Origin of the sequence: Micromonospora sp. NPDC050276 (assembly GCF_044459545.1) — a bacterium.
Classification (GTDB): Bacteria; Actinomycetota; Actinomycetes; order Mycobacteriales; family Micromonosporaceae; genus Micromonospora.
This window is the reverse complement of sequence record NZ_JBITJA010000011.1, coordinates 181,475-195,296: the sequence shown is the minus strand read 5'-3', so window position 1 is coordinate 195,296 and position 13,822 is coordinate 181,475. Positions and strand designations below refer to the sequence as shown.

Sequence of the window (13,822 nt, the reverse complement as noted above, 5' to 3'; positions counted from 1 at the left end):
CGGAGCGACGGCGTGAGCGTTCAACCTGGTTGGTACGTCGACCCCGCCGACACCGAGACCCGGCGTTACTGGGACGGCGAGGGTTGGCTCGGCGCGCCCATTCCCGTCGACGCCACCCCGCCGGACGGCCCTCCGCCAGTCGAACCGCCGCCCGCACCGGTCGCCCCCGCCGCGCCCGCCGCGTCGACGACCCCCGACTCGGCGACCGGCGCGCCGGGCTGGTCGCCACCGCAGGGCCCACCCCCGGGGTACGGCCCGCAACCGGGCCACGGCCCGGGCTGGGGTCCGCAGGCCGGCCCGCCCGGCTGGGGTCCGCAGGTCAGCCCGCCCGGCTGGGCGCCTCCGGCCGGTCACCCCGGTTGGCCCGGACGACCGCCCGAGCCGCGACCGCACGGCCTCAGGCTGGCCGGCTACGGCCGGAGGTTCGTCGCCCGGCTGATCGACTTCGGCCTCGTCTTCGCGCTGAACGTGGTCGTCAACGGCTGGTTCGTCTGGCGCTGGGCGCAGGAGTGGGCGCCGTACTGGCAGGAGGTCTTCCGGCGCGCGGCGCGTGGCGACACCTCCGCCGACGGCCTGCCGATGCCCGGCGAGCAGGCCGGGTCCCTGCTGGTGGCGATCCTGCTGATCGCCACCGCGCTCTGGCTGGCGTACGAGGTGCCGTCCATGGCCTCCGGCGGGCAGACCGTCGGCAAGCGGGTGATGCGGATCCGGGCGGTGCCGATGGCCGCCGACCAGCCGCTGGGCGTCCGCCGGGCGCTGAGCCGGTGGAGCACGCTGGGCCTGCCGACTCTGCTCTGGTATTGCGCCGGGCTCGGTCTGGTGCTGCAACTGGTCGACAGTCTCTCCCCCCTCTTCGATCACCCCCTGCGCCAGGCGCTGCACGACAAGCGCGCGCAGACGGTGGTCGTCGAGGTCCCCTACCGCACCGAACCCGCCCCCTCGAACGACCGCAACCAGCCCCCGGGAGACACCCCATGACCGACTCCGGACGTCACCAGCCGGCGCTGCGGCTGACCCGCGCCGACCTGGACGCGCTGCCCAGCTACGTGCCCGGGCGCAGCCCGGCGGACCTGGCCCGCGAGTTGGGCCTGCCGGAGGCCGTCAAGCTGGCCAGCAACGAGGTGCCGTACGGGCCGCTGCCCGGCGTGGTGGAGGCGGTCACCGAGGCGGTCACCACCTCGCACCGCTACCCGGACATGGGCGTGGTCGCGCTGCGGGACGCGCTGGCCCAGCGGTACGGGGTGGACGCCGACCGGATCGCCACCGGCTGTGGTTCGGTGGCGCTCGCCGAGCACCTGGTGCGGGCTACCTGCCTGCCCGGTGACGAGGTGCTCTACGCGTGGCGGTCGTTCGAGGCGTACCCGATCATCGTGGCGACCAGCGGCGCGACCAGCGTGCGGGTGCCCAACGACGCCGGGCACGGGCACGACCTGGCGGCGATGGCCGCGGCGGTGACCGACCGGACCCGGGTGATTCTGGTCTGCAACCCGAACAATCCCACCGGTACGGCGCTGCGCCGGGCCGAGCTGGACCGGTTCCTCGACGCGGTGCCGGACGACGTGCTGGTGGTCATCGACGAGGCGTACCGGGAGTTCGTCACCGACGCGGAGGTGCCCGACGGTCTCGACTACCTGGACCGGCCCAACGTGGCGGTGCTGCGGACCCTGTCGAAGGCGTGGGGGCTCGCCGGGCTGCGGATCGGTTGGCTGGTCGCCCAGCCGGCGGTGGCTGCCGCCATCCGCAAGGTGGTGACGCCGTTCTCCGCCAGCACGGCGGCCCAGGCCGGGGCGCTCGCCGCGCTGGCCCAGGCGACCGAGATGGAGCGCCGCTGCGCCCTGGTCGTCGCCGAGCGCGATCGGGTCACCGAGGCGCTGCGCAAACTCGTACCCGAGGTGCCGACGAGCCAGGCCAACTTCGTCTGGTTGCCGCTGGGCGAGCGGGCGGTGGCGTTCGGCAAGGCGTGCGAGGCACGCGGGGTGATCGTGCGGCCGTTCGCCGGAGACGGGGTTCGGGTCACCATCGGCACCCCGGCCGAGAACGACGCCTTCCTCGCGGCGGCCGAGGCCGCCCTGGCCTGACCCGGAGGGTGCGCAGCCGTCGGCGGTACACGTACACCACCAGAAACGTCAGCACCGGGCCCGAGGCGACCAGTCCGCCGGTGAGTAACTGGCGAGACTGGTCCTCGCTGCTCGCCGCAGCGGGCACCGGGCCGAAGGTCACGGCGCCGGTGGCGGTGCGTTCGGTCCAGCCCCCGCCTCGGCTTTGACCGGGCCGGCGGCGAGGCCACCCGGCCCGTCGCTGAGCCGAAGCTCACCGGCCAGGTCGAGCGAGCGGCGGCCGGTGTTGCGCCAGCACCGGCGGCACCGCCAACGTCAGGCTCGCGGCGGCGGCGAGCGTGCCGCCCACGATGTAGTTGGCTGCTGTCCTGGCCATGCGCCGGCCCCTTTCACCGAAACCTGAACCAGGAAAGACCTACCCTTCTAGGACAAAGGGAATGGATCGGTTCGGTGTTCCGAGGTCGAAGACGCCACCATCAGGTGGCGGCGAGGATCACCGTCTCCCCGGTGTAGTAGTAACGCCGGTCGTCGGCGGTGGGGTCGACCGGCTTGCGGAGCCGTTCGACCGCGACGAACCCGTCCTCGGCCGTCACCGCCCCGGGTGCCCAGCCGGTCCCGTCCGAGCCGACATTGAGCACGAAGCGCGACAACTGCCTACCGGTCACCGGGTCCAGCGTCACCAGATCGTTCGCCTCGGTCAGCAGGTGCACCCGGCCCGGCTGCCCGGCCAGCACCCGGGCCGCGCCCAGGCCCGCGGAGCGCCACAGCTCGGTGCCCGTGCGCGCCGATCGACCCACCGCGACCCCGTCGAGCACGGCGACCGACTGTTCACCGACCAAGGCAGCGCCGGCCGGGTCCAGTGCGGGAGCGGCAACCGGCGAGCCGGCGCCCAACAGCCAACCCCGGCCGCCCGCGTCGCCCGGTCCCGCGGTCCGCAGGCCCAGGCAGTCCGACCGGCCGGTACGGCAGCCCAGCGGCGTCACCGTCAACTCGTTCGGGCCGCCCGGCGGGCTCCAACGCTCCCGCACCGCGCCCGTCGCCGCGTCCCGAAACTCGACAGTCGCCCCCCCGGCGCAGGTGTCCACGGCAATCAGCTGCCCGGAGGCGGTGCTGCCGACATCGCTGCGGCAACCGCCCGGCAGCTCGGCCCGCCACAGCTCCCGACCGTCGTTCACCTCGACGCCGCGCGCCTGAGCATCCCCGGTCACCACCAGCACGATCCGCCCGTCGGGAAGGTCGGTGAGCTGGAGCCCGCGCGGATCCCAGACGGTCGCCGCCCCGGTACGCCGCACCGCCGCCGTACTCTCGGGGGGCTCGGGGCCATCGGATCGCCAGCGCACCCCGCCGGTCCGGGCGTCGAGCGCGACGAGTTGCCCGTCGGACCAGCGGCTGACCACCGTGCTGCCACTCGCGACGACCCCGACCAGCTCCGCCGGCCAGCGCCGGTACGACCAGAACGGGCTGGTCCGGTGCCGCCCGTCGACCGGTCGGTCGGCGTAGACCTGGCGGTGTGCGGCGTACACCCGCAGCCTCCCGTCCACGATCAACGGGGCGACCGGCAGCCGGCCGATCACTCCGGCGGCCGGTCGGGCCGGGGCCGGGTAGTCGGCCCGCGCCACCGTGCTCACCTCTGCCGGTGCGAGGACCCGGTAGACGATGACCGCGACGACCGCCGTCGCGAGCAGCGCCGCGACCGCGATCGTGAGCCGTCGCCGGCCTCTCGGGAACCTCATGCCGCACCTCCGCCCGGCACCCTACCCAGCGGAACCGGCCGGACCCCGCGCAGGTAACCGAGGCCACGCGTGGAGGCGGCGGCGGAGCTGACCGGCCGGTGCTCAGGCGGCTTCGACGGAGCCCGCACCGGCCGCGACGGCCAGGTCGGCGAGGTCACGCCGGAGTGCCACCTCGACCGCCCGCGCGGCGAGGCCACCGAGCAGCAGCGCCACCACCCGACCGTACGGAGCGGTCGGAACCGCCTCGTGGGTGACGGTGACCGCCGTACAGCCTCGACGACGACGGCGGACCGGCCGCAGGCTCCAGGTGATCCGGTAATCTGCGCCGGCACCGGAGGAACAGAGCACCAGTCGCTGCGGCGCGAGCGCCTCCACCACCAGGAACTCCTCGGTCAGCGTGCCGCCGCCCGGCTGGACCCGCTCCTCACGCCAGGAGGTGCCCGGCCCGAACGAACCCGGAGTGAGCACCTCGACCGGGCCGGCCGCGGTCAGCCGGGCCGCCCGGCCGGGCAGGTCGGTCAGCAGACGCCAGACGTCGACAGCGTGCGCCTCGATGAATCCGGTAATCGCCACCGTCGACATGCCACCCTCCCGTGTCCCCGACGGTACGCGGAGTGAGGGCCGGACGGGGCCCCCGGGACGGAATTTCCACCACCGGAGGCCACGCTGTCCGATTGGGCGGTCGCTTCGGCACCGGTCGTCGTCGTCCGGTGCCGAAGCGCCGATCAGCGCTCGAAGCGACCGGCCCGAATCGCGCCGATGAACGCTGTCCACCCCGGCGGGCTGACCGCGAGTGTGGGACCGGCCTGGTCCTTGGAGTCGCGGACTCCGACCAGACCATGGACATCGACCAGGTTGTCCGCCACTTCCACGCAGAGCCCCTGGTCGTTCGAACGGCTACTGGTACGCCAGACCGCGCCCGCAAGATCGTGCATCGTCGTTACCTCCGTGTGCGTCGGGATGCCCCACCGCTGGCGACCGGGCACAGCCCGGCCCGGATCGCGCGGCGTGGCAACGGAATCCGGACGATCAACGGGTCAACCAGGGCCGGTGATCGCACAGCCGGTGCGATCACCGGTCCCGTGCACGAGACGGATGGCGGACGCCCGCTCAGCGGGCCGGACGAATGGTGCCGGTGACCTCACCGAGGGCGATGGTGGTGCCGTCCGGGCCGGGGGCGGTGGCCCGGATGGTCACCGTGTCGCCGTCGGTGAGGAAGGTGCGGCTCTCGTCGCCCACCTTGACCGGCTCGGCCCCTCCCCAAGTCAACTCCAGGAAGGACCCGACCTGGCCGCGCTCGGGGCCGGACACGGTGCCGGAGGCGTACAGGTCGCCGGTGCGCAGCGACGCGCCGTTGACGGTGAGGTGCGCCAGCTGCTGTGCCGGAGTCCAGTACATGGTGGCGAACGGCGGCTCGCTGACCCGTTCGCCGTTCCACTCGACCGCCAGCCGCAGGTCCAGGCCAAGATGCGGCACGTCCCGCAGGTAGTCGACCACCGGCGGATCCTGGTCGGGGGCGGGCACGAAGGCGTCGCCGAGCGCGTCCAGCGGCGTCACCCAGGCCGAGACCGAGGTGGCGAACGACTTGCCGAGGAACGGGCCGAGGGGTTGGTACTCCCAGGCCTGGATGTCCCGGGCCGACCAGTCGTTGACCAGCACCACCCCGAAGACGTGCTCGGCGAAGTCGTCGACAGACACCCGATCGCCCAACCGACTCGGTACGCCCACCACGAAGCCGACCTCGGCCTCGATGTCGAGGCGTACCGATGGGCCGGTGACCGGGCCCTCGGCGGAGGCCCGCTGCCCGGTCGGCCGGGTCACCGACGTGCCGGAGACGACCACCGTGCCGGCCCGGCCGTGGTAGCCGATCGGCAGGTGCTTCCAGTTGGGCAGCAGCGGCGGCTGGCCCGGGCGGAATATCTGCCCGACGTTCGACGCGTGGTGCTCGGAGGAGTAGAAGTCGACGTAGTCGGCCACCTCGATGGGGAGCAGCAGCTCCACGTCGTCCAGGGGCACCAGCAGGGGCTCCACTGCGGCCCGGTGCGCCGGGTCGGTCAGCAGCTCGGTGATCCGCTGCCGTACCGACGTCCACTGCGGACGACCCAGGGCCATGAAGTCGTTGAGTACCGGCCGGCACAGCGTGCCGGCGGCCAGCACCAGCTCGGCGGTTTCCGCCGCGGCGAGGTCGAAGACCCAGGACCCGATCCGTACGCCGATCCGCGCCGAACCGCCGTTGCGCCGGAACACCCCGTACGGCAGGTTCGTCACCCCGTACGGCGAACCGTCGGCGCCGGTCACCCAGGTCATGCGTCGTAGCCCCCGTTCACCAGCCCAAGCCGGATCAGATCGGTCAGTGGTTCCAGGATGCTGCACGAGCCGAAGCCGACCCAGAGTGGGCGGGGCGCGTCCAGCCGTGCCGTCGCGCGCTCCAGCAGGGGGCGCGGGTCGACGACGGTCAGCAGTTCGGCGACCGAGCGCACCCCGTCACCGTCGGCGGCCGACAGCGTCGCGGCCAGCACGTTGGCGTAGCCGTGATGGGTGAACCCGGTCTCCGGGTCCAGGTGTCGGACCGCCTGGTGCAGCCCGGCGGTGAGTTTGAACGGCAGGCCCCGGTCCCGGCAGGCGCAGATCACCGCGGCCAGCTCGGTCGGCGTGGGGAAGAGTTCGGCGGCCAGGCCACCGGTGCGGAACTTGGCCGCGATCGGCACCCCGTCGGCCCGCGCGGCGGCGAGCGCGTCCAGCGCCCCCATCAGCCCGAAGGTCAGCGGCAGCTCGGCGTAGACGGCCTCCACGCCCGGTAGCGCGTCGGTCAACCGCAGCAACTCGGCGATGCCGGGCAGCGGGTCCTCACCGCGCTTGGCGACCGCCACCTCGACCTGACGGGCGGTGACGCCGTCCGGGGCGAGGAACGACAGCGCGTACGGCAGTCTCCCGATCCCGGTGTCACCGATCACGCCGACCACCAGGCCCTCGCCCGGGTCGACGAGACCGGTCAGCGCACCGGCCGCCACCTTCGAGGCGGGGATCAGCAGCGGGCCGACCAGGTCGGCGTACCAGCTGGCGCGGTGCCGGCGGTGGGCGGCCAGGGCGTCGTGCAGCTCGGCGCTACCCGGAGGAAAAACGGCGGCGTCGTCCACCAGGCCGTGGAGGAGCGCGGGCAGCTGCGTTGACACGGAACAAGAATGTACGGGACGCTACGAGGAACGGACAACAGCGTCCGATTATCGGACGCCCTCGGCCGGTGGACGGGATATATCGGGAGGCGAGATGCCGTACTACCGCAGTGTCGGCGAGGTGCCGCGCAAGCGCCACACCCAGTTCCGGCAGCCCGACGGCAGCCTCTACGCCGAGGAGCTGATGGGCCAGGAGGGCTTCTCCTCCGACTCGTCCCTGCTCTACCACCGGCACGCGCCCACCGCGATCCTGGCCGCCGACGAGTTCACCCCGCCGGCGTTCACCCGAGCGCCGAACCTGCCACTCAAGCCCCGCCACCTGCGCACCCACAAACTGGACACCGGCGGCTCCGACCCCATCCTCGGTCGGCAGTACCTGCTCGCCAACGACGACGTGCGGATCGGGTACGTCCTCGCCGACCGGCCCTCACCGCTGTTCCGCGACGCCACCGGCGACCACTGCCTCTACGTCGAGGCGGGCACCCTGCGGGTCGAGTCCCCGTTCGGGGTGCTGGACGCGGTCGCCGGCGACTACATCGTCATCCCCACCTCGACCATCCACCGGCTGGTGCCCACCGGCGACCAGCCCGTCCGGCTGCTCGCCGTCGAGGCGTCCGGGCACATCGGCCCGCCCAAGCGCTACCTCTCCGTACGCGGCCAGTTCCTGGAGCACTCGCCGTACTGCGAGCGGGACGTCCGCGGCCCCGACACCCCGCTGCTCGTCGACGGCGAGGAGGTCGAGGTGCTGGTCCGGCACCGACGCGGGTGGACCCGCTACGTCTACGCACACCACCCGTTCGACGTGGTCGGCTGGGACGGGCACCTCTACCCGTGGGCGTTCTCCATCCACGACTTCGAGCCGATCACCGGCCGCATCCACCAGCCCCCACCGGTGCACCAGACCTTCCAGGGGCCCAACTTCGTCATCTGCTCGTTCGTGCCCCGCAAGGTCGACTACCACCCCCAGTCGATTCCGGTGCCGTACAACCACCACAACGTCGACTCCGACGAGATGCTCTTCTACACCGGGGGCAACTACGAGGCGCGGCGCGGCTCCGGCATCGAGCAGGGCTCGATCTCCCTGCACCCGTCCGGTTTCACCCACGGCCCCCAGCCGGGTGCCGCCGAACGTTCCATCGGCGCTGACTACTTCGACGAACTGGCGGTCATGGTCGACACCTTCCGCCCGCTGGATCTCTGCGACGCCGCCAGCGCCTGCGAAGACGAGGGGTACGCCTGGACGTGGGCGCGTCGCGGTTAGCGGATCGCGGTACGTGTGAAGACGGCGAACTCGGCTACCGCGGTGACGGCGATGGCCAGCACCAGGGGCCACGGGGAGCCGACCATCGCGTACACCAGCAGCAGCAACGGCGCGGCGGCCACGGCGTAGACCGCCAGGGCCATCGTCCGGTCCGAGTGCAGCATCGCGGGCAGGACGGTCCGGGTCAGCCCCGGCAACCGGGCCCCGAGCTGCCAGACGACGACCCCACCGGTGAGCGCGGCGAGCACCGCCAGGATGCGGGAGAACCCGTCGTTCGCCGACGCCGCGAACGCGACCAGCACCGCCGCCACCAGCGACCAGCCCGCGCCGTAGAGCACGAGACGGTGCAGCCCGTACGCAAGGGTCCGTGGCGAGTCGATCCGACTCGGGCTGATCGTCACCGCCTCGGCCACGTGCTCCAACGCCTCCGACCAGCGGCGCTGCTCCAGCCGCAGGACACCCACGTCCTGCCCGGCCTCAGCGATGCGCGGGTCGAGCCGCAGCGCCTCCCGGTAGGCCCGCTCGGCCAGGTCGAACAGATCCAGGCGGGCGGCGACCAGGCTGAGCACCAGGTGCGCCTGTGGCTCCTGCGGAGCCAACTCGACACCGCGCCAGGCCGCGTTCAGTGCCGGCTGACCGTTGCGCGCGCCGGCCAGGATCGCCGCCGCACTCCGCTGGGCGTACGCGTCGGCCGGGCCGAGGCTGAGGATCCGGTCCGCGGTGGCGGCCGACTCCGTGTAACGCTCCAGGTCGGCCAGGGCCATCCCCCTGGCCACCACCGGCGGGAGTGCCTCCGGTGCGGCGGCCACGGCCGTGTCGGCGGCAGCGAGCGCCTCGGTCGGACGCTCGGCGGCCAGGTGTACCCGGGCCAGCATGGTCAGCGCGTTCACGTCAGCTGGCTGGAGGGCCAGCCCGTAGGCCAACTCTCCGGCCGCCTCGTCGTAGCGGCCGAGCTCGGCGAGGAGTTGGGCCCGCTGGACGTAGCCGTCGGCGGCGGACTGGTCGGGAGTCGGGTCGTTGGACATCGCGGCGAGCTTAGGTGGCCGGCGCGTCGTACACCAGGGCCACCGCGACCCCGGCCAACCCTTCCTCGCGGCCGGCGAAGCCGAGCCCGTCGGTGGTCGCCGCCGAGACGGTGACCGGGGCGCCGACCGCGGCGGAGAGGACCTCCTGCGCCTCCGCCCGGCGCCGGCCGATCTTGGGGCGAACGCCGATGACCTGCACGGACACGTTGCCGATCTCCAGGCCGGCGGCCCGCACCCGGCGGGCTGTCTCGGTCAGCAGCGCCACCCCGGACGCGCCGGCCCACTCCGGCTGGCCCATCCCGAAGGCGGACCCGAGATCACCGAGACCGGCGGCGGAGAGCAGGGCGTTGCAGGCGGCGTGCGCGGCGACGTCGGCGTCCGAGTGACCGGCCAGGCCGTCCTGGTCGGGCCAGAGCAGCCCGGCCACCCAGCAGGGCCGGCCCGGCTCGAACGCGTGCACATCGGTGCCGATGGCCACCCGGGGAACGATCATGAGCAGAGGGTACGCGTCAACCGCCGGCGGCAAGCAGATGCTCCGCCAGTGCCAGGTCGAACGGTCGGGTGATCTTCAGGGCGTACTCCGAGCCGGGCACGCAGCTCACCGTGACGCCCTGCTTCTCGACCAGCCCGGCGTCGTCAGTGAGGGAGTCACCGGCGGCGGCGTGTGCGGCGCTGAGTACGGCCCGACGGAAGCCCTGCGGGGTCTGCACCGCGCGCAGAGCGGCACGGTCAACGGTGCCGAGCACCACCTCGCCGGCACCGACTTCCTTGATCGTGTCGACGACCGGCAGCACCGGGATCACCGCTGCACACCCGCCCCGGACCGCCGCCGCGACGGATTCGACCAGCTCGGGCGGAGTGAGCGCGCGGGCAGCGTCGTGCACCAGCACGATCGTCGGGCCGGCGGGCACCGCGGCCAGCGCGGCGGCCACCGACGCCTGCCGTTCCGCACCGCCGGGCACCACGACCACCGGTGCGACCGGGGCCAACAGCTCGCGCACGGCCTGCACCTCGGTGACCGGCGCGGCCACCACGATGGTGTGCACCGAGGGCGCGGCGGCCAGCCGACGCACGGCGTGCACCAGCAGCGGCTCACCGGCGAGCAGGCGCAACGCCTTGGGTCGGCCGGGGCCGAGCCGTACGCCGGCACCCGCCGCAGGCACGAGGACCGCGACGTCACCGCGCGGATTGAGCTGCGCGGTCACGTCGCGGTCCTTGGTGGTTTCTTCACTACGAACTGGGTACGACGATGCTGTGCGGACTAGGCCTCGGTGAGGACCTTGTCGAGCAGCGTCTCCGCCTCGTCCTTGGTGCTCTTCTCGGCCAGCGCGACCTCGCCGACGAGAATGTCGCGGGCCTTGGCGAGCATCCGCTTCTCGCCCGCAGAGAGGCCCCGCTCCCGCTCCCGGCGCCACAGGTCACGCACGACCTCGGCGACCTTCAGCGGGTTGCCGGAAGCCAGCTTTTCCAGATTGGCCTTGTAACGCCGCGACCAGTTGGTCGGCTCCTCGGTGTGCGGAGCCCGCAGAACGTCGAAGACCTTACCGAGGCCCTCTTCGCCGACCACCTCGCGGACGCCCACGATCTCGGCGTTCTCGGCCGGCACCCGGACCGTCAGGTCACCCTGCGCGACCCTCAGGACGAGGTATTGCTTAGGCTCGCCCTTGATGACCCGAGTCTCGATTGCCTCGATGAGTGCGGCCCCGTGGTGGGGGTAAACAACGGTCTCGCCGACACTGAAAACCATAGGTTCGAAACCCCTTTCGCTGTGTCTAGGGTAACACGGTCAGGCACCGATGTCTCACCGATGTCCTGACCGTTGGCGCAGCTCAGGGGCCCTGTGAGAGGTCTTGCTTCAGCTTGACAGGCGGTCAAACCGATGGTTCGAACACGCTCCGTAACGCACAAATGACTGCCCGGTACGGGTGAACAGAACGTCGAGATCAAGGGCTATGCGCTCCTCCCATGGTAGCCCGGCAAGCAGGACCGCGCCCAGGTCTAGCGGGAGGAGCCCCGGGTGCGCGACCCTGGAGACCGAGCCGCACTCCGCTCTCGAGACGCTTCCAGGAGGTCCGATGGGCAAGCCGGACGCAGAGGGATACGGGCCAGCCGACGGTCTGCCCGGCCTGCCGCCCGAATGGGGCCGGGTGGTGGTTCCCGACGACGCCTCCGCGCTGGCCGCCGAGGCCGCCCAGCTTCGCCGTGAGCTGCGCCGGGCCGGCGGCCGCCCCGAGGGTCACCGCGCTCTGGGCCTGCCGCTGCTGGTCCTGCTGGTGGCTGTCGTCACCACACTGACCGGCCTGCTGGTGGTCACCTGGCCCCGGGCAAACCGGGGCACCGATCGTCCGACCCCGGCCCCCTACTCGCCGCCCGCGGCTCTCGCCGGTCGGGCGCTGCCCGCACTGGACCTGGTCGACGCGGACAACGCGCCCGTGCCACTGCGCGGCGTGGTACCCGCCATGATCATCCTCCTGGACGGCTGCCCCTGCCCGGACCGGGTCAGCGACGCCCTGGCGGCCGCGCCCGCCGGGGTCTCCGTGGTCACCGTCACCGGGGGGCGGACGGTGCCGGCTGGGGCGACCATCCAGCGGCAGGCTCGTGCCCTGGCCGACCCCGCCGGAGGGCTGCGCTCGTTCCTGGGCCAACCGGCCCGTCCCGGTGCCGCGACCGCCCTGCTGGTCGACCGGGCCGGCACCGTGACCCGGGTGCTGCCCGAGCTGGGCACCAGCGACTCCTACCGGAGCGACCTCAGCGCCCTGGCCGCCTGACCCGCCGCGCCTACCGGGGCAACGCGACGAGCTGCGCCTGGATGTCGATGGGCCGATCGACGGCCGACAGCGACACCCGGAACGGCCCGCCACCGGGCAGCACCTCGGCATTGGCGATCATGCCGTCGCAGTCGATGCGCGACCGGCCGACGATTCCGGCCCCGGCGCTCGTCACGACCATCGTGCCAGGGCGGGTGCACCGGTACTGGAGCAGGTAGCGGGCACCGTCGTCGCCGGCCCGCCGGGAGACTTCATCACCAGGAGCCAGCGCCCGCTCCTCCCGCCAGATCGTCTGTTGGAACGGCGGCAGGTCACCCGCCGGAAAAAGCACCGCTGGGTCGCCCTTGATGTCGGTGATCGAGCCCGTCGCGGGGTCGATCACCGCCCGGGGGCCGCTACGCACCCGGAGGACCTCGCCGGTGTTGGAGTCCATCCGCACCGTCACCCGCTCATCGGGCTCCGCCCCCGCCAGCGCACGCTCCAACGGGGTGCTGACGCTCTGCGCGGCGCTCGGCATCGCCGTGCGAGAGGAAGCCGCCCCGACTGTCGACGCGGGCGCGGCAGAATGCCACCACCAACCGCCGACGACCAGGACAGCCACCGCCGCACCAAACAGGACCAGCGAGCGGAGCCGGTCGTCCGAGGTCGCGTCCACCCACCGAGCGTACCGGCCGGAGGTTTAGTCCTGTCGATCGAGCAGGGCGGCGTACAGGGTGAGGCCGGGGCCGAAGGCCAGCATGACGATGCGCCGAGCCGCCGGCGTCGCCCGGCCCAACCGGTCCAGGATCAGCAGTACGGTCGGCGACGAGCAGTTGCCGTGCTCGTCCAACGTCGCCCGGGACGCCGCCAGCCCCTGCGGGGGCAACGCCAACTCCCGCTCGACCACGTTGAGGATCCGCGGCCCGCCCGGGTGCACGGCCCAACCGTCCACCTCGGAGCTGGCGACGCCGTGCCGGGCCAGCAGGTCGTCGACCAGCCCACGGACGTGCCTGGACAGCACCTGCGGCACCTTCGGCGACAACCCCATCCGGAAACCCGCGTCGGTGACGTCCCAGGTCATGTGGTCGGCGGTCGAGGTGTCGGTGACGGCGGTGACCTCGCGCACCGCGTACCCCGGGCCACCCGGCACGACCACGGCGGCGACCGCGGCGTCCGAGAAGAGCGCGTGGGAGACGATCTGCTGGGTGTCCACCCGGGCGCTGGACGGCTGGATGTGCAGGCTGGTCAACTCCGCGCAGAGCAGCAACGCCGGACGACCCCGGGCGGTGACGAAGTCACTCGCCGCGCCGAGCCCCGGCAGCGCCGCGTAACAGCCCATGTGACCGATGAACATGCGCTGGGTGTCCGCGGCCATCCCCAGGTCGCGGGCGAGCAGGATGTCCAGCCCCGGGGTGGCGTACCCGGTGCAGGAGCAGACGACGAACAGCCCGATGTCACCGGCGCTCAGCCCGGCTGCGGTCAACGCGCGGCCCACCGCCTCCTTGCCCAGCGGCAGCGCCTCCACCTGGTAGCGGCGCATCCGGCGCTCGGTCGGCCAGTCCGAAACGTCCTCCAGCAGCGGGTTGACCGCAGCCTGCCGCCGGGTCACCCCCGAGTTGGCGAAGATTCGCTGGGCCAACGACCGGGTGGTGCCGGAGAAGTGCCGGGAGAAGAAGCCCTCCCACAACTCGTCCTGCGAAGCGGTCGGCGGCTGCGCAGTCCCGAGCCCCGCGATCACTGGTACGGACACGATCCCCACCTCTCGTCAGATGCTGTCCTCCCCCTGGCCGTCCGACCGGCCACCTCAGCCGGTCCGTTTTCCGTGC

At 72.8% G+C, this 13,822-nt stretch carries 16 protein-coding genes; 4 read left to right on the top strand and 12 right to left on the bottom strand.

Annotated features, from left to right (window positions below):
• Positions 1 to 12: 12 nt before the first annotated feature.
• Both ACIBF8_RS24075 and hisC read left to right on the top strand, forming a co-directional pair.
• Positions 13 to 978, top strand: a complete 966-nt coding sequence (locus tag ACIBF8_RS24075; RefSeq protein WP_396785779.1) for an RDD family protein — start codon at positions 13 to 15, stop codon at positions 976 to 978.
• On the top strand, positions 975 to 2,078 hold the full coding sequence (hisC, locus tag ACIBF8_RS24070; protein ID WP_396785778.1) for a histidinol-phosphate transaminase: 1,104 nt from the start codon (positions 975 to 977) through the stop codon (positions 2,076 to 2,078). The genes ACIBF8_RS24075 and hisC overlap by 4 nt, the downstream gene beginning before the upstream one ends.
• Before the next feature lie 232 nt (positions 2,079 to 2,310).
• Here the strand turns inward: hisC and ACIBF8_RS24065 are convergent, their stop codons facing one another.
• The 6 genes from ACIBF8_RS24065 to ACIBF8_RS24040 form a co-directional block, all read right to left on the bottom strand.
• Entirely contained in the window at positions 2,311 to 2,433 is a 123-nt protein-coding gene (locus ACIBF8_RS24065) for a hypothetical protein (protein ID WP_396785776.1), read from the bottom strand.
• Positions 2,434 to 2,533: 100 nt separating this feature from the next.
• On the bottom strand, positions 2,534 to 3,790 hold the full coding sequence (locus tag ACIBF8_RS24060) for a PQQ-binding-like beta-propeller repeat protein (RefSeq protein WP_396785775.1): 1,257 nt from the start codon (positions 3,788 to 3,790) through the stop codon (positions 2,534 to 2,536).
• Positions 3,791 to 3,892: 102 nt separating this feature from the next.
• Entirely contained in the window at positions 3,893 to 4,372 is a 480-nt protein-coding gene (locus ACIBF8_RS24055; protein ID WP_396785773.1) for an SRPBCC family protein, read from the bottom strand.
• A 143-nt stretch (positions 4,373 to 4,515) separates the two neighbouring features.
• A complete protein-coding gene (locus ACIBF8_RS24050; protein ID WP_030327888.1) occupies positions 4,516 to 4,725 on the bottom strand; it encodes a DUF397 domain-containing protein in 210 nt (69 codons plus the stop codon).
• Positions 4,726 to 4,900: 175 nt separating this feature from the next.
• A complete protein-coding gene (fahA, locus tag ACIBF8_RS24045; protein ID WP_396785771.1) occupies positions 4,901 to 6,097 on the bottom strand; it encodes a fumarylacetoacetase in 1,197 nt (398 codons plus the stop codon).
• Positions 6,094 to 6,963 carry a hypothetical protein gene (locus tag ACIBF8_RS24040; protein WP_396785770.1) on the bottom strand — a complete coding sequence of 290 codons (870 nt, stop codon included), beginning with the start codon at positions 6,961 to 6,963 and terminating at the stop codon, positions 6,094 to 6,096. Before ACIBF8_RS24040 ends, fahA begins: the two co-directional genes overlap by 4 nt.
• Positions 6,964 to 7,057: 94 nt before the next feature.
• Here ACIBF8_RS24040 and ACIBF8_RS24035 point away from each other — a divergent pair, with 94 nt between their 5' ends.
• The gene (locus ACIBF8_RS24035) at positions 7,058 to 8,224 is read left to right on the top strand and encodes a homogentisate 1,2-dioxygenase (protein WP_396785768.1); all 1,167 of its coding nucleotides are present in this window, start codon (positions 7,058 to 7,060) and stop codon (positions 8,222 to 8,224) included.
• Here ACIBF8_RS24035 and ACIBF8_RS24030 read toward each other — a convergent pair.
• From ACIBF8_RS24030 to ACIBF8_RS24015, 4 genes are read right to left on the bottom strand one after another with little or no spacing between them, the layout of a single operon-like run.
• Positions 8,221 to 9,249, bottom strand: a complete 1,029-nt coding sequence (locus tag ACIBF8_RS24030) for a tetratricopeptide repeat protein (protein WP_396785767.1) — start codon at positions 9,247 to 9,249, stop codon at positions 8,221 to 8,223. The genes ACIBF8_RS24035 and ACIBF8_RS24030 overlap by 4 nt on opposite strands.
• A gap of 10 nt (positions 9,250 to 9,259) precedes the next feature.
• The gene (ispF, locus tag ACIBF8_RS24025; protein WP_396785765.1) at positions 9,260 to 9,742 is read right to left on the bottom strand and encodes a 2-C-methyl-D-erythritol 2,4-cyclodiphosphate synthase; all 483 of its coding nucleotides are present in this window, start codon (positions 9,740 to 9,742) and stop codon (positions 9,260 to 9,262) included.
• Between the two features lie 16 nt (positions 9,743 to 9,758).
• Positions 9,759 to 10,454 carry a 2-C-methyl-D-erythritol 4-phosphate cytidylyltransferase gene (gene ispD, locus ACIBF8_RS24020; protein WP_396785764.1) on the bottom strand — a complete coding sequence of 232 codons (696 nt, stop codon included), beginning with the start codon at positions 10,452 to 10,454 and terminating at the stop codon, positions 9,759 to 9,761.
• A gap of 56 nt (positions 10,455 to 10,510) precedes the next feature.
• Positions 10,511 to 10,996: a CarD family transcriptional regulator gene (locus ACIBF8_RS24015; protein ID WP_007073334.1), complete on the bottom strand. Its 486-nt coding sequence runs from the start codon at positions 10,994 to 10,996 to the stop codon at positions 10,511 to 10,513.
• Between the two features lie 328 nt (positions 10,997 to 11,324).
• Here ACIBF8_RS24015 and ACIBF8_RS24010 point away from each other — a divergent pair, with 328 nt between their 5' ends.
• Positions 11,325 to 12,017 (top strand): hypothetical protein, encoded by a 693-nt coding sequence (locus ACIBF8_RS24010; protein WP_396785762.1) that lies wholly within the window; start codon positions 11,325 to 11,327, stop codon positions 12,015 to 12,017.
• 10 nt (positions 12,018 to 12,027) lie between these two features.
• Here ACIBF8_RS24010 and ACIBF8_RS24005 read toward each other — a convergent pair whose 3' ends face one another.
• Together ACIBF8_RS24005 and ACIBF8_RS24000 are read right to left on the bottom strand one after the other, a co-directional pair.
• Positions 12,028 to 12,672 (bottom strand): hypothetical protein, encoded by a 645-nt coding sequence (locus ACIBF8_RS24005; protein WP_396785761.1) that lies wholly within the window; start codon positions 12,670 to 12,672, stop codon positions 12,028 to 12,030.
• Between the two features lie 24 nt (positions 12,673 to 12,696).
• Positions 12,697 to 13,746 (bottom strand): type III polyketide synthase, encoded by a 1,050-nt coding sequence (locus ACIBF8_RS24000; RefSeq protein ID WP_396785760.1) that lies wholly within the window; start codon positions 13,744 to 13,746, stop codon positions 12,697 to 12,699.
• Positions 13,747 to 13,822: the final 76 nt, after the last annotated feature.